The 23,352-nt window shown below is 59.9% G+C and carries 22 protein-coding genes and 1 pseudogene; 18 read left to right on the forward strand and 5 right to left on the reverse strand.

Translation table 11 applies throughout. The features are described 5' to 3' along the window. Window positions 1-170: 170 nt before the first annotated feature. Window positions 171-1,859 carry a murein biosynthesis integral membrane protein MurJ gene (gene murJ / locus FFT87_RS02400; RefSeq protein WP_219949785.1) on the reverse strand — a complete coding sequence of 563 codons (1,689 nt, stop codon included), beginning with the start codon at window positions 1,857-1,859 and terminating at the stop codon, window positions 171-173. After that, window positions 1,852-3,513: a DUF6049 family protein gene (locus FFT87_RS02405; protein WP_219949786.1), complete on the reverse strand. Its 1,662-nt coding sequence runs from the start codon at window positions 3,511-3,513 to the stop codon at window positions 1,852-1,854. Before FFT87_RS02405 ends, murJ begins: the two co-directional genes overlap by 8 nt. A gap of 130 nt (window positions 3,514-3,643) precedes the next feature. Between FFT87_RS02405 and FFT87_RS02410 the strand changes: the two genes are divergently transcribed. The 12 genes and pseudogenes from FFT87_RS02410 (at window position 3,644) to FFT87_RS02465 (ending at window position 14,144) form a co-directional block, all read left to right on the forward strand. Further along, window positions 3,644-5,071, forward strand: a complete 1,428-nt coding sequence (locus tag FFT87_RS02410; protein ID WP_219949787.1) for a CCA tRNA nucleotidyltransferase — start codon at window positions 3,644-3,646, stop codon at window positions 5,069-5,071. A 169-nt stretch (window positions 5,072-5,240) separates the two neighbouring features. After that, a pseudogene (gene rpsF, locus FFT87_RS02415) lies at window positions 5,241-5,582 on the forward strand (30S ribosomal protein S6); the annotation flags it as partial. Window positions 5,583-5,725: 143 nt separating this feature from the next. After that, on the forward strand, window positions 5,726-6,244 hold the full coding sequence (locus FFT87_RS02420; RefSeq protein WP_219949789.1) for a single-stranded DNA-binding protein: 519 nt from the start codon (window positions 5,726-5,728) through the stop codon (window positions 6,242-6,244). Between the two features lie 43 nt (window positions 6,245-6,287). Further along, entirely contained in the window at window positions 6,288-6,551 is a 264-nt protein-coding gene (gene rpsR, locus FFT87_RS02425; protein WP_009773575.1) for a 30S ribosomal protein S18, read from the forward strand. A 12-nt stretch (window positions 6,552-6,563) separates the two neighbouring features. Then, window positions 6,564-7,016, forward strand: coding sequence for a 50S ribosomal protein L9 (gene rplI / locus FFT87_RS02430; RefSeq protein WP_219949790.1), 453 nt, complete (start codon window positions 6,564-6,566; stop codon window positions 7,014-7,016). Between the two features lie 396 nt (window positions 7,017-7,412). Continuing rightward, window positions 7,413-8,801 (forward strand): replicative DNA helicase, encoded by a 1,389-nt coding sequence (gene dnaB / locus FFT87_RS02435; RefSeq protein ID WP_219949791.1) that lies wholly within the window; start codon window positions 7,413-7,415, stop codon window positions 8,799-8,801. Window positions 8,802-8,954: 153 nt separating this feature from the next. Then, window positions 8,955-9,599, forward strand: coding sequence for a hypothetical protein (locus FFT87_RS02440; RefSeq protein ID WP_219949792.1), 645 nt, complete (start codon window positions 8,955-8,957; stop codon window positions 9,597-9,599). Continuing rightward, window positions 9,599-9,844, forward strand: a complete 246-nt coding sequence (locus FFT87_RS02445; RefSeq protein ID WP_219949793.1) for a hypothetical protein — start codon at window positions 9,599-9,601, stop codon at window positions 9,842-9,844. The genes FFT87_RS02440 and FFT87_RS02445 overlap by 1 nt, the downstream gene beginning before the upstream one ends. 333 nt (window positions 9,845-10,177) lie before the next feature. Next, window positions 10,178-11,161, forward strand: coding sequence for a siderophore ABC transporter substrate-binding protein (locus FFT87_RS02450; protein ID WP_219949794.1), 984 nt, complete (start codon window positions 10,178-10,180; stop codon window positions 11,159-11,161). Window positions 11,162-11,255: 94 nt separating this feature from the next. Further along, window positions 11,256-12,242 (forward strand): ABC transporter permease, encoded by a 987-nt coding sequence (locus FFT87_RS02455; protein ID WP_219949795.1) that lies wholly within the window; start codon window positions 11,256-11,258, stop codon window positions 12,240-12,242. 124 nt (window positions 12,243-12,366) lie between these two features. Next, a complete protein-coding gene (locus FFT87_RS02460; RefSeq protein WP_255560115.1) occupies window positions 12,367-13,392 on the forward strand; it encodes an iron chelate uptake ABC transporter family permease subunit in 1,026 nt (341 codons plus the stop codon). Continuing rightward, window positions 13,389-14,144: an ABC transporter ATP-binding protein gene (locus FFT87_RS02465; protein WP_219949796.1), complete on the forward strand. Its 756-nt coding sequence runs from the start codon at window positions 13,389-13,391 to the stop codon at window positions 14,142-14,144. The genes FFT87_RS02460 and FFT87_RS02465 overlap by 4 nt, the downstream gene beginning before the upstream one ends. 281 nt (window positions 14,145-14,425) lie before the next feature. Here FFT87_RS02465 and purB read toward each other — a convergent pair whose 3' ends face one another. Together purB and FFT87_RS02475 are read right to left on the reverse strand one after the other, a co-directional pair. Continuing rightward, on the reverse strand, window positions 14,426-15,817 hold the full coding sequence (gene purB, locus FFT87_RS02470) for an adenylosuccinate lyase (protein ID WP_219949797.1): 1,392 nt from the start codon (window positions 15,815-15,817) through the stop codon (window positions 14,426-14,428). 8 nt (window positions 15,818-15,825) lie between these two features. Beyond that, window positions 15,826-16,356: a low molecular weight protein-tyrosine-phosphatase gene (locus FFT87_RS02475; RefSeq protein WP_219949798.1), complete on the reverse strand. Its 531-nt coding sequence runs from the start codon at window positions 16,354-16,356 to the stop codon at window positions 15,826-15,828. 125 nt (window positions 16,357-16,481) lie between these two features. On the opposite strand from FFT87_RS02475, the gene FFT87_RS02480 reads away from it, so the two are divergent. Next, on the forward strand, window positions 16,482-16,742 hold the full coding sequence (locus tag FFT87_RS02480) for a hypothetical protein (protein WP_219949799.1): 261 nt from the start codon (window positions 16,482-16,484) through the stop codon (window positions 16,740-16,742). Further along, entirely contained in the window at window positions 16,732-18,159 is a 1,428-nt protein-coding gene (locus FFT87_RS02485; RefSeq protein WP_219949800.1) for a hypothetical protein, read from the forward strand. The genes FFT87_RS02480 and FFT87_RS02485 overlap by 11 nt, the downstream gene beginning before the upstream one ends. A gap of 27 nt (window positions 18,160-18,186) precedes the next feature. Here the strand turns inward: FFT87_RS02485 and FFT87_RS02490 are convergent, their stop codons facing one another. Continuing rightward, on the reverse strand, window positions 18,187-18,582 hold the full coding sequence (locus FFT87_RS02490) for a phage holin family protein (RefSeq protein ID WP_219949801.1): 396 nt from the start codon (window positions 18,580-18,582) through the stop codon (window positions 18,187-18,189). Window positions 18,583-18,740: 158 nt separating this feature from the next. On the opposite strand from FFT87_RS02490, the gene FFT87_RS02495 reads away from it, so the two are divergent. The 4 genes from FFT87_RS02495 to FFT87_RS02510 are packed head-to-tail and all read left to right on the forward strand — an operon-like array spanning window position 18,741 to window position 23,334. Beyond that, window positions 18,741-19,811, forward strand: a complete 1,071-nt coding sequence (locus FFT87_RS02495; RefSeq protein ID WP_219949802.1) for a histidinol-phosphate transaminase — start codon at window positions 18,741-18,743, stop codon at window positions 19,809-19,811. A gap of 24 nt (window positions 19,812-19,835) precedes the next feature. Next, window positions 19,836-20,951, forward strand: coding sequence for a thiamine pyrophosphate-dependent dehydrogenase E1 component subunit alpha (locus FFT87_RS02500; protein WP_219949803.1), 1,116 nt, complete (start codon window positions 19,836-19,838; stop codon window positions 20,949-20,951). Beyond that, window positions 20,951-21,928, forward strand: coding sequence for an alpha-ketoacid dehydrogenase subunit beta (locus FFT87_RS02505; RefSeq protein WP_219949804.1), 978 nt, complete (start codon window positions 20,951-20,953; stop codon window positions 21,926-21,928). The genes FFT87_RS02500 and FFT87_RS02505 overlap by 1 nt, the downstream gene beginning before the upstream one ends. Window positions 21,929-21,942: 14 nt before the next feature. Beyond that, window positions 21,943-23,334 (forward strand): dihydrolipoamide acetyltransferase family protein, encoded by a 1,392-nt coding sequence (locus FFT87_RS02510; RefSeq protein ID WP_219949805.1) that lies wholly within the window; start codon window positions 21,943-21,945, stop codon window positions 23,332-23,334. Window positions 23,335-23,352 lie beyond the last annotated feature (18 nt).

The raw sequence follows: 23,352 nt of genomic DNA on the forward strand, positions 1-23,352 counted from the left end.
TTTTTCGTGTCTCCTTGGGATTGTGATTACCCGATTCAACACATCCTAGCTACGGAGTATTCCGAGCGGCTGTGGCAGGCGGGCTAACCATAAAGAGTTGGCAGCCGAGACACTTTTAGTTCGCTTTCGCCCACTAAGAAGCTGCGAGCGGCGAAGCAGGGCGCCGCTATTTAGCGTCGAGTGAGTCGCGCCATGATCGGGCGCACGAAGGCGAAGAACTCATCGTTCTTCGTGAGAGCGAGCACCGCGGAATATACGGCGAGCATTGCTGTACCCGTGATGGCGATGGAAGCAAAGCCGCCTGCGAAGCCGGAGACGACGAACGAGCCCTCACCGAATCCGCCCAGCAGCACCAGGATGCCGTAGCCGACTCCGGCCGCCGGAATCATGGCTGCAGCAAACCACAGGATGCGGCGCAGCAGCGGAAGCAGCTCGAAGCCAGGGACGCGTTTGCGGATCACGAAGAGCGCCACTGTGGTCTGGATCGTTCCGGAGATCGTAATCGCGGTCGCAAGGCCCATCGCAATTCGCTCCACGGGGAGCGTGGAGACGACCAGAGCACCGCAAATGTAGAGAACCACTTGGAAGCTCTGCAGGAAGAATGGAGTGCGGGTGTCTTCAAACGAATAGAACACGCGCTGAAGCACGTACATCATGCTGAACGGCACGAGCCCGATCAGGTAGATCATGAGCACACCGGCGAGCGACACAACTTGTTCGTGGTCGTTGGCGAAGAGGGCGCTGAACGGGAAGGCAACGACGATGAGGCCGATCGCGGCGAACACCAGCAACATCAGGATGGAGCGCAGCGCGCCCGAAACGTCGGTGCGCATAGACACAAGGTCTTTGTCTCTTGCGTGGCCGCTCATCCGGGTGAAATAGGCCATGCCGATAGACACGGCGATCACGGAGTGCGGAAGCATGAAGATCAGCCACGCGGTGCCCATAGCGAAGACCGAGGGGCTGCCCGAAGCCTGCGAGGCTACGTTGGTTTCGACCACGGCGCCGATTTGGGTGACCAAGATCATGCCGAAGGTCCACGCAGCAGCTTTGCCGGCGTTGCCGAGGCCAACACCGCGCCATTGGAACTCGGGACGGTAGCGGAGGCCCGCCCGGTGCCAGAAATAGCCAAGCAGGGTTGCCTGCACGACGATGCCGAGAGTGGCACTGCCTGCGAGCACAGCAATCATTTCTGGATTCCACGCTGTGGACGGCAGACCGTCGGCGCTACCAAAGATGGACTGGAAGACGATCAAGCCGGTGACCATGACCACGTTGTTGGCGACAGGAGCCCACGTAAATGGTCCGAACTTGCCTCGAGCGTTCAACACCTCGCCGAGAAGCGAGTACAGCGCGTAGAACAGGATTTGAGGTAGGCACCAATACGCGAACGCTGTTGCTAGGGCGACCTCGTCGGGTCCGAACTTCGCCGTCGTCTGCGTGTAGAGGTCGACTAGGAGAGGCGCACTGAGAGTCGCCGCGACAGTCACGGCAACAAATATCACAATGCCGAGAGTGACAAGGCGATTGATGAACTTTTGGCCGCCGTCTTTATGCACGGCAGCGCGAACGATCTGAGGCACGATGACCGCGCTGAGCATTCCACCGGCCACAATCGCGTAAACACTCTTGGGTAGCTGATTGGCGATGGCGTACGCGTCTGCACCGGTGCCAATGACGCCGAGGGTTTGAGCGAGCAGAATTGCGCTCAGAAAGCCCAGTATGCGTGAGACAAACGTTCCCGACGCCAATAGGGCGCTAGCTCGACCGATCGTCGACGCTGTCTGAGGGGGAAGGCTAACGGAGGCTTCAGGAACACCGGGTTCTGGCTCAAGCGGTGATCCATAGCGGTCAGTCATCGACGGGCTTTCGGCGACGAGTAATACTGCGAACGACTCCTACGCCGAAGACAGCGACGACGAACGCGGCCAAGCCGAGCACAATCGGAGTTTCCCAACCAGCTTGCACGTTGATTTCGGAGACCGTGGTCGAGCCAATCACGAGCCCGGTGCCGCTGGTCAGGCTGATCTCGACATCGACAACACCGTTCGATAGCGACTGAACCGGGATGTCGCCCTTGGCTTGAGAGTTCGCTTCAACGTGGAGCTCGACACGGCTGTCCCCCACCGCTAGAAGGGCTGTTCGCGGTCTCACCGTGATGAACACGGTGACGGCCTGATCGAGGTTGTTGCTCACAGAAACCGGCAAGAAAGTGTTGTTGTCGGCGAGGAGAAGGAAGTTGCTGGATTCGACGACGGTCACTGCGCTGCGCAGGTCTTGTGATGCCGTCAAGAATCCGTTTACGGCGGTGACCCAGTCCTCGAAGTCCACAGTAGGGGCAGTTCCCGCGACGTCGAGGAGCGCTAGACGGCGCTCGGCGACGAGGGCTTCTGGGTCTGCGGCGATCGAAAAGAAGCTACTTTCCGCCTGCGCGGCAGAAGCCATTCTGGCGAAATCAGCAAGGCGCGGTTCAGTCTGCGGAACGTCATTGATCGACGCCGTGCTGGCGGCGCCGGCGGCGAGTTGAGAGAGCGGCACCATGGTGATCGAGGAGCTTGCCGTCAAGCTGGCGAGTGCGGCATCCAAGCGTGCAGCGCTCAGCTCGAGGGAGTGATCGATGGTGATCAGCACGGATGCGGTGCCAGCGGTCTGAGCGGAGCCGGCGCTGAGTACGGTCTCGCTGAGGGCAAACTCAGCGTCGCTAACGTCGCGATCAATAGTGGAGCCGAGGGCATCGTCCATGGCGGCAGACGCTGTCGAATCCGAAACCAGCACACGAACACCATCGATGGTGGTTACCGAACCCGCCCCCGTTTCCCGTGAAACATTCGCCGACGACAGCAGGACGGTGCTGTATCCACTGTTGAGGAACACCGGTAGATCACTGGCGACGACAGTGTCGGATCGGGGGTGGAGAAATCCCTCGATCGCATAGTCCCACGACAGAAGGTCCGCTGTCGTGGGGTACATCGGCACGGTATCGGCACCGACATCCATCGGATCTGGACTTGCGGTTGGTTCGGGCGAACCCGTTGCCGCGAAATTAGCGGCGTCGACTGCAAAATCGAAGGAGAGAGGTTCAAGCGTCACGGCCTGACCGGACTGGGTAGCAAGAGTGACATCCGCGTTGGCATAGGGCAGCGGGACAACCTCATTGCTAATGCCCGAGAACCGCTCCAACCAATCGCGCGCCGTTTCTGGGGCGCTGGTTCCCAGCACGCGAATCGAAGCCAAAATCATCGGATCGACAGCGACCGCTATATCTTTTCCCGCTACCGCATCCAACTGGCGAGTGAGTAGCCCCAAGGGCGCCGTGTATTCCGCAAGGGTCGCGGAGTTGAGGAGTCCCCCACTGCCGGTGGGGACCGCGAGGGGGGCAACTACGGAAACCTGGGTGGCGACGGATGCTGTCGTTAACGCAGGAAGACTGGGGACTTCGGGAGTTGCACTGGCTCCGCTTGCGGCGAGGCTGAGCCCAAGCCCGAGCGCGACGGCGGCAGGAAAGAGTCTCATAGGCAAGGATTTACCCCGTACTCTCGCTCGGCCAGCATCATGTGAGTTTATTCTGCCTTGTCTGAATCGTGGGTGAGTAGTGGCGAATCGGGAAAACTGCGGTCAGCGGTCGTGCGAAACTAGTCGCATCATGGAGAGTGTCGCCGATGCAATTGAGAGTCTGGGAAAGCTTGCCGACTCTAAACCCGTAGCCACCTTAGCCGCGCGCTTCAGTGCTGAAGGATTCGAACTCGCGCTTGTCGGGGGTCCGGTGCGCGACGCGTTCTTGGGGCGCACGGTGAGCGACCTTGATTTCGCGACCAACGCAAACCCAGACGACATCATGCGGCTCGTGAAGCCGATCTCTGATGCGCAGTGGGATATCGGGCGAGACTTTGGCACCATCGCGGCACGCATTGACGGGCAGACGGTCGAGATCACCACGTATCGCGCCGATAGCTATGACGGCGCAACGCGGAAGCCTGTCGTCGCGTTTGGTGATTCGCTAGAAAAAGATCTTGAGCGTCGCGATTTCAGCGTCAATGCGATGGCGCTCCGATTGCCGGAGCGTGTTCTTGTTGACCCTTGGGGTGGCGTTGAACACTTGCTCACGAGAACACTCTCGACTCCTGGTTCGCCCGAGGTGTCGTTCGGAGATGATCCATTGCGGATGATGCGAGCGGCACGTTTCACGTCACAGCTCGGGTTCACCGTCTCCCCCGATACGGTCCGCGCCATGACGGAGCTTGCCCCGCGCATCGAGATCATCAGTGTTGAGAGGGTGAGCGATGAGCTCACCAAACTCTTGAAGACGGATGACCCAGTTCCGGGCATCCGATTGTTGGTCGAAACGGGAATTGCTCAGCAGGTTCTGCCAGAAGTTCCGGCGTTGAAGCTTGAAATGGATGAGCATGCGCACCATAAGGATGTGTACGAGCATTCGCTCACGGTGCTGCGTCAAGCCATTGATTTGGAGAAGAGCCGTTCTGGCCTTGAGGGTCCTGACCTGATCCTGCGGCTGGCGGCGTTGCTGCACGACATTGGAAAACCGTCGACACGCAAGATTGAGCGTGGCGGTGTTGTTACCTTCCACCACCATGACGTTGTCGGCGCAAAACTCGTGACCAAGCGCTTGCGCGCCCTCCGTTTCGATAAAGAAACGATCACCTCTGTTGCTCGTCTTGTCGAACTACATTTGCGTTTCTTTGGCTATACCGAGGGCGCCTGGACTGATTCTGCTGTTCGACGTTACGTTCGGGATGCCGGCGACCAGCTCGAGCGCCTGCACATCATTACTCGTGCTGATGTCACCACCCGCAACGTGCGCAAGGCCGACCGGTTGGCCTTTGCCTACGACGATCTTGAAGATCGGATAGCGGAGATTGCAGAAGCTGAAGGGATCGCTGCAGTTCGTCCCGATCTCGACGGCGAGCAGATCATGGCGATTCTCGGCCTCACGCCCAGCCGCGAGGTTGGTGAGGCCTACACATTCCTCCTCGAGCTTCGTCTCGACGAAGGCCCACTTGGGGAAGACGAAGCAGAAGTGCGACTGCGCGCGTGGTGGTCTGCGCGCTCTTAACCGCAACCTTCATCTCCGCCTTGAGTATTGCCCCCTGAAGCAACTACACTGGGCAGGTTGTCTGACTGCCTTTAGGCGGAACGACGAACGTCAACACCCTCCTGTTACAGACCGTCTGTAACCGTTTAAGTCCGAAGGAGGTGGGTTTGTGACGCATCAGTACGAACTCATGGTCATCCTCGATCCAGAGATCGACGAACGCACCGTGGCTCCCAGTCTCGACAAGTTCCTCAATGTCATCCGCAATGACGGTGGCACCATCGATAACATCGATATTTGGGGTCGCCGTCGTTTGGCCTACGAGATCAACAAGAAGACCGAAGGCATCTACGCCGTCGTCAACTTCACCGCAGAGAGCAAGTCAACAGACGAGCTCGACCGCCAACTCTCACTCAGCGAAGCTGTCATGCGCACCAAGGTGCTGCGTGCAGAAGCTGGGTTCGCGCAGGTAGCTGCCGCCAAGAAGATTGCTGAAGAGAAGGCTGCCCGCAAGGCTGCTGCTCCAGCAAAGACTCCTGTCGCTGCTAAGGCTCCTGCTGCAACCAAGGCTCCTGCCCCCGCTGCTAAGGCTCCGGCCGAAGAAGTGAAGGCTCCTGCCGCCGCAACCGAGGCTCCTGTCGAAGCAGCCAAGGCTGAAGCGGAAGCAGAGTAGTCGTGGCCGGCGAGACAGTCATTACGGTCGTGGGTAACCTCACGGCAGATCCAGAACTGCGTTACACGCAGGGTGGGCTTGCTGTAGCTAACTTCACCATTGCCTCAACGCCGCGCACCTTCGATCGAGCATCGAACGAGTGGAAAGACGGAGAAGCACTCTTTCTCCGCGCTTCGTGCTGGCGTGAATTCGCTGAGCACGTTGCTGGAACCCTGACTAAGGGCAGCCGCGTTATCGCGCAGGGCCGCCTTCGTCAGCGCTCCTACGAAACCAAAGAGGGCGAAAAGCGCACGAGCATGGAGCTGGAAGTCGACGAAGTCGGCCCCAGCCTCCGTTATGCAACGGCGCAGATCACCCGCGCACCCCGTGATAGCTCAGCTCCTCGTGCAGCTCAGCAAAGCGGTGGCGCACAGCAAGGCGGCGGCCAGTCGAAAGACGAGCCGTGGGCCGCAAGTGCTCCCGCAGCATCAGGTGACGTATGGAACACTCCAGGCAACTACTCCGACGAGACGCCTTTCTAGGCACTCGACGCTCAGCTTTTAATTACAGAAAGAAGTAACACTCATGGCAGGAAAGAGCAGCGGCGACCGCCGCAAGCCCATCCGCAAAGGCAAGGACGGCAAGAACGCCGCACCGGCTAAGTCGATTCGCGTAGGCGTTATCGACTACAAGGATGTCGCTACGCTTCGCAAGTTCATCTCCGAGCGTGGAAAGATCCGCGCCCGTCGTATCACCGGTGTTTCCGTTCAGGAGCAGCGTCTCATCGCCACGGCCGTCAAGAACGCCCGTGAGATGGCATTGCTGCCCTACGCCGGCGCAGGCCGTTAAGGAGCCACCGACATGTCAAAGCTCATCCTCACTCACGAAGTGACCGGTCTCGGCACTCCTGGGGACGTCGTCGACGTCAAGAACGGCTTCGCTCGTAACTACCTCATCCCCCAGGGCTTTGCCGTGGCGTGGACTCGCGGTGGCGAAAAGCAGGTCGAGTCAATCAAGGCAGCACGCGTTTCGCGCGAGCACGCCACTCTCGAAGAAGCACAGGACCTCAAGGCTCGCCTCCAAGCGACCAAGGTCAAGCTCACCGTGACCGCTGGTCAGGGTGGACGTCTGTTCGGTTCAGTTAAGCCCTCGCACGTGGCAGAAGCTGTCATCGCTGCTGGACTTGGCGACATCGACAAGCGCAAGATCGAGATCACGAGCCCCATCAAGGTTGTTGGCGACCACGAAGCAACGATTCGTCTGCGTGACGACATCATTGCGACGATTACCCTTCAGGTTGTTGCAGGCAAGTAACTGAATTAACACAAAGACGACGGGCCATTCGGCTCGTCGTCTTTGTGCTTTAAGCCCACTTGTCAAGGGTTTTGTGCACAGGATTACGAAAAATACGGAACCCTCAATCTCCACTTTAGACATGTTTCTACACACTGTGTGTGGATTCTAAAAGTGCAGGTCAAGCGGTGTTTTTGGGCGATTCTGATCATAGTTTCCACAGTTGTTTCCACAGGTTGCTCACAACAGTTCCGGCGTTTCGTCGGAGTTTTGCACAGCCCTATCCACAACCCCAGTTGTGGGTAGTTGATTACGGTTCGTATTGTGAAGCAGCCGAGAAGTGGGTCTCGCGGCTGAACCTGCCCGAGTGTCGGGGGTTGCACGTATAACTAAGGCATCCCCACAAGGAGAAGAACTATGTCGATAGCGCACCTGGGTCTCGCGGGCGACGAACGTCAATCAGGAGAATCCCGAGGCAGTTCACGCGGCGACCGTGTCCCTCCTCACGACCTGCTTGCTGAGCAGAGCGCAATCGGCGGAATGCTGCTGAGCAAAGACGCCGTAGCCGACGTCATCGAAACCGTACGCGGCGGGGACTTCTACGTTCCCAAGCACGAGACAATCTTTAACGCCGTCCTCACCCTCTACTCGCACGGTGAACCGACCGACGTGATCGCCGTCACCGACGAACTCACCAAAACAGGTGAACTGTCACGAGCTGGCGGTATCGAATACCTTCACACGCTGACCGGCATCGTTCCGACCGCTGCTAACGCCGGGTTTTACGCCAACATCGTCACCGAGAAGGCAGTACTTCGCCGTCTCGTTGAAGCAGGAACTCGAATCGTGCAGATGGGTTACGCCAGCGAGGGCGAAGTACTCGACCTCGTCAACAATGCCCAAGCCGAGATCTACTCCGTAACCGGAGGCGTCGAGACCGAAGACTACGTGCCCCTCACGACCGCAGTCGAGAGCGCAATCGATGAGATCGAGGCAGCTCGCGGTCGCGACGGGCAGATGATCGGTGTTCCCACCGGCTTCGCTGAGCTCGATGAACTCACCAACGGACTACACCCCGGTCAGCTGATCATTTTGGCCGCGCGACCCGCTATTGGTAAGTCAACGCTCGGTTTGGACTTCGCTCGCGCAGCATCCATTCACCATGATTTGCCGTCAATCGTGTTCTCGCTCGAAATGGGGCGCAGTGAGATCGCCATGCGACTGCTGTCGGCAGAAGCCAGCGTGCCGCTTCAACACATGCGTAAGGGATCGGTTCACGCCAACGACTGGACCACGATCGCGCAGACCCGTGGCCGCATCAATGATGCGCCGCTCTACATCGATGACAGCCCCAACATGACCCTGGTGGAAATTCGCGCTAAGTGTCGCCGCTTGAAACAAAAAGTCGGCCTGCGCATGGTCATCATCGACTACCTGCAGCTCATGACCAGTGGTAAAAAAGTTGAATCGCGTCAGCAAGAGGTCAGTGAGTTCTCGCGTGCGCTCAAATTGCTCGCGAAGGAGCTTGAAGTTCCCGTGATCGCTATCTCCCAGCTGAACCGTGGACCCGAGCAGCGAGCAGACAAGAAGCCCGCACTCTCCGACCTCCGTGAATCGGGATCGCTCGAGCAAGACGCCGACATGGTTATTCTGCTGCACCGCGAGAGCGCGTACGAAGCAGACAGCCCCCGCGCTGGTGAAGCAGACCTCATCATCGCCAAGCACCGTAACGGACCGACTCGCACCGTCACCGTGGGCTTCCACGGCCACTTCTCGCGCTTCGTCGACCTGCCGCCGGGCTCTTAGCGGCACTCCCTCTGGCCCCAGAGTGAGTCGCGGGGCAGGGCTTGCTCTGCGGGGCAAAGAGAATGCGCTCGTGAGATCACGCGACTCCGAAATGTGCCGGCGACAAGCGGCGTAGAATGGCAGCATCCGCTCGTTCAGAAAGAAGGCGATCGCTTGACTAGTGCTCACGCTGAGCCGCTGCCGGCATCCACTGCGTGGTACGTGCCGCTCGCCCGAGCGATCCCGGCGCTCGCTCTCGCCGCTGTAATCACGTTCTCGGCTGACCACTCCGCACGACTGGGGCTCGTGACCCTGGCGAGTTTCACCCTCGTTGCCGGTGCGGTGATCATGACCGCCAGTGTGCTGTCACCCCATCGCGGAGTCGCGCGCAACCTGACGATCACGCAGGGCGGCGTCACTCTCGCCACCGCGATCGCGGCGTTCGTTGCGACGAGCGGCGGACAGGCCTACTTCGTCTTTCTCCTCACGGCCTTTGCCGCGATCACCGGATTTATCGAACTCTACTTGGGTCTGCGCAGCCGCGGCCGAGACGCGCTCTCGCGAGACTGGGTCTTCGCCGGGGCGCTCACCGCTCTTCTCGCGCTAGTCGTGTTGCTCGTTCCGCCAGGATTCAGCCAACAATTCACGGGGCCAGACGGCATCGACCGCGAACTCACGGCATCCGTTGTTGTCGTCGGACTTCTCGGAGCCTATTGGGCCATCCTTGGGGTGTACCTCGTGATAGCTGCACTCTCGCTCAAGTGGAGCAGAACCGATCGTGATGCTGTCACGGTAGCAGTGCAAGAGAAAGAGGAATAGTGGCATCCCCAGACAAGCGCGACCGCACGCGCCCCGCAGAAATACTCGGACTCTCCGCGGTATTCGGATTATTCACCGGACTCGTGGTCTTCATGTCGACCCGTGATCTGATGCTTGGCCTGATTTTTGCGGGCATTGCGTTCATCGTCTCCCTCGTAGTGATCGCCATGCTCGTTCTCGCTACGCGTCCCGACAAAGACGAATTGCTCGACATGGACGAGCAAGACCGCGACGCAGCGCACTAGCCCACCGGCGCTGTTGCTGCCCTCCTGAGGTTGCTGTCGGGACCTTCTAGATTGGGACGACCACGCGGGTCAACGCGAGAGCCCCTGTCTGTTCGCGGCGTCTTCACGGCGCAAACGCCGCCCTTCATGTTCTGTTCCCTCGTGCTCAGCTCTCTGACGGAACAGCTCAGTGACGCGAGATTCATCGTGCGCTGAAAGGGCGAAGAATCAGCATCATTACCTTTGACGCTCAGCGTTTATTAAGGTTAGGCTAACCTAAGCAACACTCGCTGCAGCGGGTGTTGCGTTTTTACGCCCAACCAATTTCGGTTACCCGAATAGACGAAGGACATCATGAAATTCACACGTACTCGGCACGGAGCGCTCGTTGGAGTGCTGGCGCTGGCCCTGGCCGCCTGCAGCACCGCTACCCCCGAAACTGCAGATTCTGCCGGAGATCAAGCATCCGTGCAATTCGAGGACAATAACGGCGCCCACACCATCACCACCCCGCTGTCATCGGTTGTCGCCACCGACAACCGCACCTTTGAGACATTGGCCTCGTGGGATATCGAACTGAGCGCCGCCGCCGTGGCACTGATGCCCAGCACGATTTCCTACACTCAGGACGACTCAATCATCGACTTGGGAAACCACAGCGAACCTGATCTCGAGTCTGTCGTAGCCGTTCAGCCCGACGTCATTATCAATGGTCAACGCTTCACGCAGTACTACGACGATTTCGCCAAGCTTGTTCCCGACGCCGTAATTGTCTCGCTCGACCCTCGCGAGGGCGAGCCCTTTGATGACGAGCTCAAGCGCCAGACCACGATTCTCGGTGAGATCTTCGGCAAGCAGGCTGAAGCCGAACAGATCAACGCTGACTTCGACGCTGCAATTGAGCGCGTGAACGCTGCCTACAACGGTGATGACTCGGTTATGGCCGTCATCACGTCTGGTGGAGAGATCGGTTACTCCGCTCCCAGCGTCGGTCGCACGCTCGGCCCGGTATTCGACATCTTTGACTTCACCGCCGCACTCGATGTTGCGGAGAGCAGCGAAGACCACCAGGGCGATGACATCTCTGTCGAAGCAATCGCGAACTCCAATCCCGACTGGATCTTGGTCATGGACCGTGACGCAGCGATCCTCGCCGATGACCCCAATTACGTGCAGGGCAGCGAAGTCCTTGAGAACTCCGAAGCTCTCTCTGGCGTCACCGCGGTGCAAGAAGACAATCTCGTGTACATGCCTGCTGACACATACACAAACGAAGGCATCCAGACGTACACCGAGTTCTTTAATGCACTCGCGGACGCACTAGAAGCTAAGAACTAGAGCTACTCACGCCGTTCGGCGCCGACGCTAGCCCCCTGGGGCGAACCTCGGCGCCGAACGGCTCTGGCCTTCAATCAGAAACCCTCACTAACGGATGACGTCAACACTGGCCCGACGACGGCCCACCAACACAGCCCACCTTTTCGACTGGAAACTCCTGCTAGCGACGGTGGGTGTTGCTCTCCTGCTGATCGTGTCGCTGTTTACCGGCGTCTACGACATCTTTGGTGCGGATGACGGCCAGAGGATGTTCGGCATCACGCGCGTTCCCCGAACGATCGCCCTCGTGCTCGCGGGCGCAGCGATGGCGATGAGTGGGCTCGTCATGCAGCTGCTGACGCAGAACCGCTTCGTGGAACCGACAACGACGGGCACCACCGAGTGGGCAGGTCTAGGACTGCTGACCGTCATGATCCTCTTTCCTGGGGCCAGCATCCTCGCCCGCATGGGTGGCGCGGTTCTCGCCGCCTTCATCGGCACCGGGGTGTTCTTTCTCTTCTTGCGCCGCGTCACACTGCGCTCCTCGCTGATTGTGCCGATCGTCGGCATCATGCTGGGTTCGGTCGTCGGCGCGATCTCCACCTACATCGCGCTCTCGACAGACATGCTTCAGAGCCTCTCCGTGTGGTTCGCCGGCAGCTTCACCTCGGTGATGCGAGGGCAATATGAGCCGCTCTGGATCGTTGCGCTCGTCGTCATCGTGATTTTCATCTTCGCCGATCGGCTCACCGTCGCCGGGCTGGGCCAAGACATCGCGACGAATGTCGGAGTGAACTACAACCAGATCTTGCTGATTGGCACCGCACTCATCGCGGTTTCGACCGGAGTGGTGACGGTTGTCGTCGGCAACCTGCCGTTCCTGGGTCTCATCGTTCCCAACATCGTGTCGATGTTCCGCGGCGACGACCTGCGGAGCAACCTCCCCTGGGTATGCCTACTCGGCATCGCGATCGTGACGGTGTGCGACATCGTCGGCCGCACCATCATCATGCCTTTCGAAGTTCCCGTCTCGCTCATCTTGGGAATCGTGGGCGCGATTTTTTTCATTGCCCTTTTACTGAAGCAGCGCCGTCGTGCATAACCCGGTGGATGCTCAGGAGTCACCGGTTGTCGCGGTCGCGTCGGCGTCGAGCCCCGTGAAAGGCGAGAAGCGAACGAAGGCGCCGAAGCTGTCGAAGGCACCCAAGAAGCCGAAGCCCGCCAGAGTGGCCACGGCTGCAAGCGGGGCACCCGGCGTGACCGGGCCGTTCCCCACGGCACGAGCTCGACGACGCTACTGGTTGCTCCTCAGCCTCCTTAGTGTGCTTGCTGTCGCGATCGGTTTCGGCTTGCTCGCTTGGAACAACCCGATGCCGGTGGGCACCGAAGGGTTCTGGCTGATCGCTGAGTTGCGCACCACCAACGTGATCGTGATTGCGGTTGTCGCCTTCTGTCAGGCGATTGCAACGGTGAGTTTTCAGACCGTGACTAACAACCGGATACTCACGCCATCCATCATGGGCTTCGAATCCCTTTATGTGGCAGTGCAGACCTCAGCGGTGTACTTCTTGGGCATCAGCGGAATCGTTGCGTTGCAGGGACTCCCCCAGTTCTTGCTTCAGATCGCAATGATGGTCGGGCTCTCGCTGCTGCTCTACGGTTGGCTGCTTTCGGGAAAGTACGGCAACCTGCAGATCATGCTGCTTGTAGGCATAGTCATCGGCGGCGGCTTGGGGGCAGTGTCGACATTCATGCAGCGCCTGCTCACGCCCAGTGAGTTCGACATCCTGACAGCCCGGCTGTTTGGTTCTATCTCCAACGCGGATGCCAGCTACCTGCCAATCTCACTCGTGCTGTGTCTTGTCGCCGGAGTCGTTCTGCTCTCGCAGGGCCGGCGGCTCAATGTCATCGCGCTGGGTTCTGACACCGCCACCAACCTAGGAATCAGCTACCGCTTCGAGATCATGCGCGTGCTGTTCTTCGTGTCGATTCTGATGGCTGTCTCGACGTCGCTCGTTGGCCCAATGACGTTCTTTGGGTTCTTGGTCGCGACGCTCGCGTACCAATTCGCCGACACCTATGACCATCGCCATATTTTCCCGATCGCCGTTCTGGCAGGATTCGTTGTTTTGGGCGGAGCGTACTTCGTGATGAAGAACCTGTTCTACGCGCAGGGAGTGGTGTCAATCATTGTTGAACTTGTCGGAGGAACCGTCTTCCTCATCGTCATTCTGAGAAAGGGACGACTGTGATCACCCTGAGCAATGTGGGCAAAAGCTATGGCCACGACATCACTATTGGGCCTGTCGACCTCACGATCCCTGAGGGCGGCATCACCGCTCTTGTCGGCCCCAATGGTGCTGGCAAGTCGACGCTGCTGACCATGATTGGCCGGCTTCTCGGAATCGACTCCGGCCACATTGAAGTCGCGGGTTACGACGTCGCGAAGACTAAGTCGAAAGACCTCGCCAAGATCATTGCGATCTTGCGCCAAGAGAACCATTTCATCGCCAGGCTCACGGTGCGTCAGCTGGTGGGGTTCAGTCGCTTCCCCTACTCGCAAGGTCGACTGACCGAAGCGGATGAGGTGGCGATCAACAACTCCATCAATTTTCTGAACCTTGAAGGCCTGCAAGACCGCTACCTCGATGAGCTCTCAGGCGGACAGCGCCAACGTGCCTACGTTGCCATGGTGCTCGCGCAAGACACCGAATACGTGCTTCTCGATGAGCCCCTCAACAACCTCGACATGAAGCATTCGGTTCAGATGATGCGCCACCTGAAACGCGCCGCCCGAGAACTTGGTCGCACCATCATCATCGTGCTCCACGACATCAACTTTGCGGGCCACTACGCCGACCACATCTGCGCCGTCAAGGATGGCCAAGTCACCGAATTCGGCACGCCCGCTGAGATCTTGACCGACACAGTGCTCACCCGGATCTTCGATACGCCGGTGCAGGTCATCGATGGGCCGAACGGCGCTCTCGCTGTGTACTACTAGCGCTCTGCGTCGTCACGAGCGGGGCCTCTCGTCGCGTTGAAGTGGCTGGCATCTCGGAAATTCAGGAGATTCTGTATTGCGGGGGCGGCCCGGCCGAGAAACTGCTTCGTTATCGACGCCAGAACGCTGGACATTGCAGGATCTCCTGAATTTCCGTGGCGGTAGTGACGGTGGAGCGGACGCGGCAGGAAAAGCAGAAGTCCGGCCTCGAGAAGAGACCGGACTTCTTGTAGCGCGCGTTCCTTACCGTGGAACGAACGCGGATGCTTGCCGCGCGCGAGCTACTTGGCGTCGCCGAGGTAATCGACGAGCGAGCTGGCAAGGCCGACATAGGTTGCCGGGGTGAGCACCTGCAGGCGTGCCTTCGCATCCGCTCCAATGTCGAGCCCGGCGATGAACTCGCTGAGGTCGGTGGCGTTGATGCGCTTGCCGCGCGTTAGCTCCTTGAGGATGGCATACGGGTCGCTGATGGTGCTGCGACCGGCAGTGACCTCGGCACGAATGACCGTCTGGATGGCCTCGCCGAGGATCTCCCAGTTGCTGTCGAGATCAGCATCGAGAGCCACGGGGTTGAGGGCGATCTCCTTCAGGCCACGCTCGATATTGTCGAGAGCGAGAAGCGAGTGACCGTAGGCGACACCCACGTTGCGTTGGGTGGTGGAGTCGGTCAGGTCGCGCTGAAGTCGTGACGTCACAAGAGTCTGAGCGAGCGACTCGAGAAGAGCGCTCGAGAGCTCGAGGTTGGCTTCAGCGTTCTCGAAACGGATCGGGTTGATCTTGTGCGGCATTGTCGACGAACCGGTTGCGCCCGCCTGCGGAATCTGGCGGAAGTAGCCCATCGAAATGTACGACCACACGTCGGTGCAGAGGTTGTGTAGCACGCGGTTGGCGTGACTCGTGGCTTGGTACAGCTCCACTTGCCAGTCGTGCGATTCGATCTGTGTGGTCAGCGGGTTCCAGTCGAGCCCGAGGGACTCCACGAACTCCTTCGACAGCGCTGGCCAGTTCTGCTCAGGGTCTGCAGCAAGGTGAGCGGCGAACGTGCCGGTGGCTCCGCTGAACTTGCCGAGGTAGCTGATGCCCTCGATGCGCGTCAGGATGCGGTCGAGGCGGTACACGAAGACCGCGAATTCCTTGCCCATGGTGGTCGGCGTCGCCGGCTGACCGTGGGTGTGAGCGAGCATCGCGTTGTCGCGCATGAGCTCGGACTGCGCGCGAAGCGCATCGAGCACGGTACGGAACTTGGGAAGCCAGACTTCGCGTACGGCATCCGAAATGGTGAGCGCGTAGGAGAGGTTGTTGATGTCTTCGCTCGTGGCGGCGAAGTGAGTGAGTTCAGCGATCGCGTTGAGGCCCAGCTCGTTGAGCTTGGCGCGCACCAGGTATTCCACGGCCTTGACGTCGTGGCGGGTGGTGGCTTCGAGGCGAGCGAGTTCATCGATCTGCTCTTGGCCAAAATCGGTAGCGAAGGCGCGCAGGGCAGTGACCTGGTCGGCGCTCATCGGGCTCGAACCAAACAGGCTCTTGCTCGTGAGGAAGATCAGCCATTCGACTTCAACGTGCACACGGGCCCGGTTGAGGCCTGCCTCGGAGAGGTGCTCCCCCAGTGCCGAAACGGCGGGGCGGTAGCGGCCATCGAGGGGGCTCAGTGGTTGAACGGGCAACGGGCTCATGGGGCTCCCTAGTTGGTGGAGGTTGGTGCTGTTATGCCTGGCGTGATCTGACGAAATAGAGAACCGCAGGCTTTCTCGATCATGCCGAGGACATGATCGAAGAGTGCGGCATCCGAATAGTAAGGGTCTGGAACGTCGATGAGAGGAGCGAGTTCGCTGTCAAAGCCCAACATGGGCTGCACTTTCGATCGGTCTTGATCGTTGGGTGCCCACGTGCGCAGAATTCGTTCCTGTCCTCGATCGAACGCGACAATGAGGTCGAACTTGTCAAACCATTCGGGGTCGAACTGGCGGGCGCGATGCCCAGAACCATTGTAGCCGCGTGCCGCGAGAGCATTAATGGTGCGGTCATCGGCAGCCTCGCCGACGTGCCAGTCACCCGTTCCTGCCGAAGTTACTGCGATCCGGCCTTCGAGACCGGCTCTCGCTATGAGTTTCGTGAACACTGCTTCGGCCATCGGAGACCGGCAGATGTTGCCCGTGCAGACGAAACAGATGGTGAATGCTGTCGAGTCGAAGAAAGCTCGCTCGAAGGTCATGCTTCATTGTGTCGCAATTTCGGCTCCTCAACAGCAGTGGTCCAGAGATTAGCCTCCCCGAAACCTGTTCGTCACCATCGCGTAGGTCGCAATTTGGCAAGAGTTGTCTCGTCGAAAGGCGACCAGTGATCACACCCCCCGATGCGACAGCCCAGCTCGCACTCCAGTTTCAGGCCCAACAACTCCGCATCATCAATGAGCGGCTCAGCTATGTGCGGGCTCTCCTGCCGCTAGCGAGCATTGATTGGCGCGGTCCAGCCCAGCAGCGTTTCGATGACGGCGTGCGCGAACTTCACCGCGATCTTGCGCGGACGCGGTCTCTCATCGAGAGCATCGAGAGTCGAACAATGAACGCAGCAAGCCAGATGAGCTCTCGTGTCGGATGAGCTCATCGTCTCCGGCGGCGGCAGCTATTCGATTGCCACCGATGAGATGCTCAGCAGCGCCAGTGAGTTGCAGCGCGCCGCAGACATGACGCGAGACATCGCTGGTTCGATTCGAATGGTGGATGACCGGCTCACGGTTCAGCAAATGGAATCATGGGGCGTTCCTGCCGGGGCGGTCCTTGTTGAGGACGATCTCAACTGTGCGTTCGGCGAGCTGCAGGTGCTCGCGAACCGCGCGGAAGAGTTGAGTGGAATCGTGCGGTTCGCGGCTCACACTTATGGCTGGGTGGAAAACCTTTCTGAAGCTGCCCTGCGCAAACTCTCAGCAGACGCTGCAGCCCTGTTGGGGTTCTTGTTCCCGCTGTGGAGCACTGCTTTGTTGCGCGCAAGCCCGATAATTCCGCTGCTTGCGGGAATAGGGGTGGGGTTTCATGTTTTGGGTGGCCGTGACCGACCGCTTCTGACTCCCGAACAGCTGTCGACGGCATTGAACGAACTCATTAGCGATCCCACTTTCGTGCTCGCGCTTCGACACGGAGTCATGTCGGCCGATGAATTTGCGGCGGGGGCAGCAGGGATCCCCCCAGATCTCGTGTCGGCGCTGAGCGCTGCCGGGCTGATCGGGCTGGGGACCTCGGCTGGGCTCGTTCAGGGAGCGGGGGGACTTGGGGGCGTGCTGAAGGAGACCCCGGTGACCCAAGTGAGCAAAACGACGCCGGTGCCCGTGAGTGCACCACAGGGCTCTCGCGATCGGGTCGATCGGATTCCGCAACCCACGCAAGAGAACCCCGAACAGATTCGGATAGAGCGATACGAGCTACCGGGAGGCGAAGAGCACTTCGAGGTCTATGTCGCCGGCACTCAAGATTTCGCACTGTCTGGCACTGCTGAGCCGTGGGATTTCACGAGCAACATTTCTAACGCAGTCGGGAGGAATGCAGCCTCTGTGGCAGCGGTGGAAGCAGCGATGCGAGACGCTGGCATTACAGAAGGCAGTTCGGTGGGACTCAATGGCTACTCCCAAGGGGCGGCCGTGGCCGCACGGATCGCGGCATCCGGGGAATATAACGTTTCTGGCCTGTTCACGATCGGTGGACCTATCGGCCAGATTCCTGTCCCTCCCGATGTTGAGACGATCGTGGTCGAGCACACCGACGATGTTGTGCCGGCAACCGGAGGGCTACAGGACAATGCGAATGCGCTCGTAGTGCAAAGGGAGGCTTTCGGCGGTAGGAGCTTGCCCGAAGGGCAAGTGGTGCCCGCTCACCAACACAGCGAATATGCCGAGACTGCACGCCTTATGGACGAATCAGGGAGCGAAGAAATCCAGAACGCTACGCGACGTCTCTCCGATCCGACCAACGGGGCTACCTCGGCAACCGTCACCGAGTACTCCTACGCGCGGGTGCAGCCCTAAGCGCGCATAGCCGCGCAACAGCACGTTTTAGCGCTTTTTGTTGACAATCGGGCGAAGCAGAATGCCGATGAACCAGCTGATGAGGCCAAGAACGAGTGCGCCGAGCACACCCCACCAGAATCCGTTGACGACTAGACCAAAGCCGAAGAGGCTCGAGATCCAGCTGACCAGCAGCAGCAGCAAACCATTGACGACGAGAGCGAGTAGGCCAAGGGTGAGTACATACAGCGGGAATGCAACAATGCGGATCAGGTTGCCGAGCACACCGTTCACAATTCCGAAGACAGCGGCCACCAGCAAGAAGGTCAGAACGATCTCTAAGGTTCCCCCCGGCTCAAAAGGAACCAGCTCCACGCCGGCAACAACCACCGTTGTCAGCCACAGAGCAAGAGCGTTGATCAGCAAGCGCACGATGATTCTCATGGTTCAACTATGCACCCCCGATTTGCTAGGCCGCAATCCTCGCGGCCGGATCTCTTCGTGAGCTCCGCAGGCCTGACGGCAGTTCGAACCTCCGGCGACGCGACAAATTGTGATGTCAGCGCCCTGACCCAGCAGGCTCGCGGCTCTAGGCTGGGGCAGTGACCTCAAACCGCGTACAGCTTCGCCCCGAAATCGCCGCCATCGTTCCTTACCGCCAGGGATCTCCGGCGGCCGCGGATTCCTTCAAGCTGTCTTCCAATGAGAACCCGTACGAGCCACTGCCCTCAGTGCTCGCGCAACTCTCCACCCACACCATTAACCGTTACCCCGACGCATCCGCCGCCGAATTGCGCCGCCAGATCGCCGCACGCTTCGACGTCAACGCTGACAGCGTGCAGGTCGGTGCGGGCTCGGTGGCCGTGCTCGCTCAGCTCGTGAGCGCCGCCGCGGCCTCTGGCGACGAAGTCGTCTACGCTTGGCGCAGTTTCGAGGCCTATCCGCTGCTGGTATCTGCAGCCGGTGCCACTAGCGTGCAGATCGCCAATCAGGGTGACCACCGGCACGATTTGGCCAAGATGAGTGCCGCGATCACCGAATCGACTCGTGTTGTTATTGTCTGCAGCCCGAACAACCCCACGAGCACTGTCGTGACGGATGCCGAATTTCGCGACTTCATGGCGAGCGTTCCCGAGAACGTTCTTGTCGTTCTCGATGAGGCTTACCGTGAGTTCGTCACAGACCCGGCTGCGGTGCGCGGCGAGACCCTCGTCGGGCAGTACCCCAACCTCGTTCTGCTGCGCACATTCTCGAAGGCGTACGGCCTCGCAGGCTTGCGCATTGGGTATGCGATTGGCCCGGAGTACGTCATGGATGCGGCGCGAGCGGTGGCGATTCCCCTCTCGGTGACGGAGCTGGCACAAACTGCAGCGATCGCATCCCTCGAACATGAAGATGAATTGTTGGAACGTGTGAGCAGACTTAATGGGGTGCGCGAGAGCATCGTTAAGGGTTTGCGTGAGCAGGGCTGGGACGTTCCGACACCGAGCGGAAACTTCGTCTGGTTGCCGACAGGGGCAGCAACCAGTTGGGCTGCAGAGGTATTTCGGTCGCACGGGATCGTCGTTCGCGCACTCGGCGAGGGTCTCCGAGTGAGTGTTGGCGAAGAGGAATCTGTGGAGAAACTCCTAAGAGCAGCGCAAGAGGTTGTCGCTTCAAGGGAAACGAACTAACGCTCGCCGCGTTAGATTAGTCGAATGTCTTATACCGCCGCGACGGTTCAGCTGCTGTCTCCCGAGGGCACGCTCGTTCACAGCGATGCCAGCGAACAGTACCTCCCCTATGTAGACAAGCTCAGTGATGACGCTCTGCAGGAATTCCACCGCCACATGGTGGTGATGCGCCGCTTCGATATTGAGGCAGCCAACCTGCAGCGTCAGGGTCAGCTTGCCCTTTGGGTTCCGAGCCACGGCCAAGAGGCCGCCCAGGTCGGTTCGGCGCTCGCCGCTAAACCCCAAGATCACCTGTTCCCCTCCTACCGGGAGCATGTCATTGCGCTCATGCGCGGCGTTGACCCGATCACGATCCTGTCGATGTTCCGCGGGCTCAGCCACGGCGGCTGGGATCCGAAAGACCACGACAACTTCCACCTCTACACGCTGGTAATCGGTTCGCAGACGCTCCACGCCACCGGCTACGCGATGGGGATGAACCTCGAGGGCCGTTCAGGAACCGGCAACCCCGACACCGATGCGGCCGTCATGGTCTACTTCGGCGATGGCTCTACGAGTCAGGGTGACGTCAGCGAAGCAATGGTGTTTGCCGCCAGCTACCAAACTCCACAAGTATTCTTCTTGCAGAACAACCATTGGGCCATCTCGGTTCCCGTGTCACGACAGTCGCGCACCCCGCTCTATTTGCGCGGCGAAGGCTTCGGCATCCCGAGCGTTCAGATCGACGGCAACGACGTTCTCGCGAGCTTCGCCGTGACCCAGGCCAATTTGGATGCCGCCCGCGCCGGCGAGGGACCCCGCTTCATTGAGGCCCTCACCTACCGCATGGGTGCCCACACCACGAGCGACGACCCCTCGAAGTACCGCGAAAATAGCGAGCTCGAGTTCTGGGCACAACGTGATCCGATCACTCGCTTCGAAACGTACTTGCGGGCCCGCGGCGCGAGCCAAAGCTTCTTCGACGGTATTGCCGCTGAAGGAGATGACCTGGCGGCCGATATTCGCAAGCGAATTCTCGAGCTGCCGGTACCGGCCACTTCGACGCTCTTCGATCACGTCTATTCCGACCCTCACCCCGTGATGGATGAGCAGCGCCAAGCGCTTGCCGACTTCGAGGCATCATTTGAGGAGGGCAACTAATGGCCGAGATTATGACAATGGCGAAGGCTCTCAACGAGGGCATGCGTGTCGCCATGCGCGCCAACAGCAAAGTTCTCTTGATGGGTGAAGACATTGGGCCGCTCGGCGGCGTCTTCCGCGTCACCGAGGGTCTGCAAGCCGAGTTCGGCGACAAGCGCGTTCTCGACACTCCTTTGGCTGAGTCGGGCATCGTGGGTACCGCGATTGGGCTTGCAATGAGCGGTTTCCGCCCCGTGTGCGAGATCCAGTTTGACGGTTTCATTTTTCCCGGCTTCGACCAGATCACCTCCCAACTGGCTAAGTTGACCGCGCGCCACGAAGGCACGCTGTCGATGCCGGTCGTAATTCGAGTCCCTTATGGCGGACACATTGGTGCAGTTGAACACCACCAGGAGAGCCCGGAAGCGTACTTCGCGCACACGGCAGGTCTCCGTTTGCTGAGCCCGGCAACACCCCACGATGCGTACTGGCTCATTCAAGAAGCCATTGCGAGCAACGACCCGGTCATGTTCTTTGAACCTAAGTCGCGCTACTGGCAGAAGGGCGAGGTCGACCGCGAGTCGAGCGGCATCGCTACTCACGCCAGCCGCGTGGTTCGCGAAGGCACTGAAGTGACGCTCGTTGGTCACGGCGCCATCGTCTCCACACTGTTGCAAGCGGCGGAGTTGGCCGCGGAGGAAGGCACCAGTATCGAGGTTGTAGACCTTCGATCGCTCTCCCCCATCGACTACGGCCCGATTGTGACATCCGCCCAAAAAACGGGCCGCGTGGTTGTTGTTCAAGAGGCACCCGGGAATGTCAGCGTGGGATCCGAGGTTGCCGCTACGGTAACCGAGCGCGCGTTCTACTCACTCGAAGCCCCTGTGCTTCGTGTGAGTGGTTACGATCTCCCGTTCCCTCCCGCCAAGCTGGAATCCGTGTATTTGCCCAGTGTTGACCGCATCTTGGATGCTGTTGACCGGGCGTTGGCCTACTGACGAAGGAGGCCCTTGTGGCTGTATCTGAATTTCCTCTTCCCGATGTGGGCGAGGGGCTGACTGAAGCCGAGATCGTCTCCTGGAAGGTTGCGCCCGGTGACGAGATCACCGTCAACCAAGTACTCGTCGAAATCGAGACGGCGAAGTCGCTCGTAGAACTGCCGTCGCCTTTTGCCGGCACTGTGCAGAAGCTGCTGGTGGAGGAGGGCGCGACTGTTGAGGTCGGCACCCCGATTATCAGTGTGCAGTCCGTCGGTGGGTCGGTTGAACTGACCGCACCAGGATCGGGCGAAGACGAGAGCCACGGCATGATGGCCGACGTTGGTGCAGAGAGCAGTGCAGCGGACGACGCTGCCGCCGCAGTGGCCGACACGGCATCCACGATTGCCAGCGAAGACGACAAGCCTGGAGCTGTGCTCGTGGGCTACGGCACGGGCGGGCACGTGAGCTCGCGTCGCCGCAAGGGTGCGCAGCCGGCCAAGGATGACGCCGCGGCAACCACTGCATCGAAGCCGCGCCCGGCATCCGTGCCTGCTTCGTTCGCCAGCCCGATCATCGCCAAGCCGCCGATTCGCAAGCTGGCCAAGGATCTGGGCGTTGAGCTCGCCGAGGTTGCTGCCACGGGTCTTGCCGGCGAGACGACGCGCGAAGACGTGATTCGTCATGCCTCGCAGGCGAGTGTTTTCCGCAATATCGAAACGCCAGAGTGGGGTGACGAGCGCGAAGAGCGTATTCCCGTTAAGGGCGTGCGCAAGGCCATCGCTAAGGCCATGGTGCACAGTGCGTTCACCGCACCGCACGTGAGTGTTTTCACCGACGTGGATGCCACCCGAACCATGGAGTTCGTGAAGCGCCTCAAGAATTCCCCCGACTTTGCTGGCGTGCGGGTGAGCCCGCTGCTGATCATGGCGAAGGCCGTGAATTGGGCTGTGCGCCGCAACCCCACCGTGAATTCGAGCTGGACCGAAAAAGAGATCATCGTTCACCACTACGTGAACCTCGGGATCGCGGCCGCGACGCCGCGCGGGCTCATCGTGCCGAACATCAAGGATGCTCAAGATTTGAGCCTCTTCGACCTCGCGAAATCGCTTGAGCAGCTCACCTTGACGGCGCGCGACGGCAAGACGCAGCCCGCCGAAATGTCGAACGGCACGATCACGATTACTAACATCGGTTCGTACGGCATGGACACGGGAACTCCGATCATCAACCCGGGTGAGGCGGCGATTGTGGCGCTGGGTTCTATCAAGCAAAAGCCGTGGGTTGTCGACGGTGAAGTGCGCGCCCGCTATGTCACGACCGTGAGCGCAAGCTTTGACCACCGCATCGTTGATGGGGATGTCGCGAGCCGTTTCGTCGCCGACCTCGCGAGCGTGCTCGAAGAGCCTGCCCTCTTGCTCGACTAACGAGGCACGCGCTCGACA

The organism is Salinibacterium sp. M195 (assembly GCF_019443965.1).
Classification (GTDB): domain Bacteria; phylum Actinomycetota; class Actinomycetes; order Actinomycetales; family Microbacteriaceae; genus Rhodoglobus.

Excerpts from the sequence above, each read along its gene's own strand:
- dnaB (WP_219949791.1), top strand. The coding sequence starts at position 7,413 with ATGTCGATAGCGCACCTGGGTCTCGCGGGCGACGAACGTCAATCAGGA.
- FFT87_RS02490 (WP_219949801.1), bottom strand. The coding sequence starts at position 18,582 with ATGAGAATCATCGTGCGCTTGCTGATCAACGCTCTTGCTCTGTGGCTG.
- FFT87_RS02500 (WP_219949803.1), top strand. The coding sequence starts at position 19,836 with ATGTCTTATACCGCCGCGACGGTTCAGCTGCTGTCTCCCGAGGGCACG.
- murJ (WP_219949785.1), bottom strand. The coding sequence starts at position 1,859 with ATGACTGACCGCTATGGATCACCGCTTGAGCCAGAACCCGGTGTTCCT.
- FFT87_RS02455 (WP_219949795.1), top strand. The coding sequence starts at position 11,256 with ATGACGTCAACACTGGCCCGACGACGGCCCACCAACACAGCCCACCTT.
- purB (WP_219949797.1), bottom strand. The coding sequence starts at position 15,817 with ATGAGCCCGTTGCCCGTTCAACCACTGAGCCCCCTCGATGGCCGCTAC.
- rplI (WP_219949790.1), top strand. The coding sequence starts at position 6,564 with ATGTCAAAGCTCATCCTCACTCACGAAGTGACCGGTCTCGGCACTCCT.
- FFT87_RS02505 (WP_219949804.1), top strand. The coding sequence starts at position 20,951 with ATGGCCGAGATTATGACAATGGCGAAGGCTCTCAACGAGGGCATGCGT.
- rpsR (WP_009773575.1), top strand. The coding sequence starts at position 6,288 with ATGGCAGGAAAGAGCAGCGGCGACCGCCGCAAGCCCATCCGCAAAGGC.
- FFT87_RS02410 (WP_219949787.1), top strand. The coding sequence starts at position 3,644 with ATGGAGAGTGTCGCCGATGCAATTGAGAGTCTGGGAAAGCTTGCCGAC.
- FFT87_RS02405 (WP_219949786.1), bottom strand. The coding sequence starts at position 3,513 with ATGAGACTCTTTCCTGCCGCCGTCGCGCTCGGGCTTGGGCTCAGCCTC.
- FFT87_RS02475 (WP_219949798.1), bottom strand. The coding sequence starts at position 16,356 with ATGACCTTCGAGCGAGCTTTCTTCGACTCGACAGCATTCACCATCTGT.
- FFT87_RS02450 (WP_219949794.1), top strand. The coding sequence starts at position 10,178 with ATGAAATTCACACGTACTCGGCACGGAGCGCTCGTTGGAGTGCTGGCG.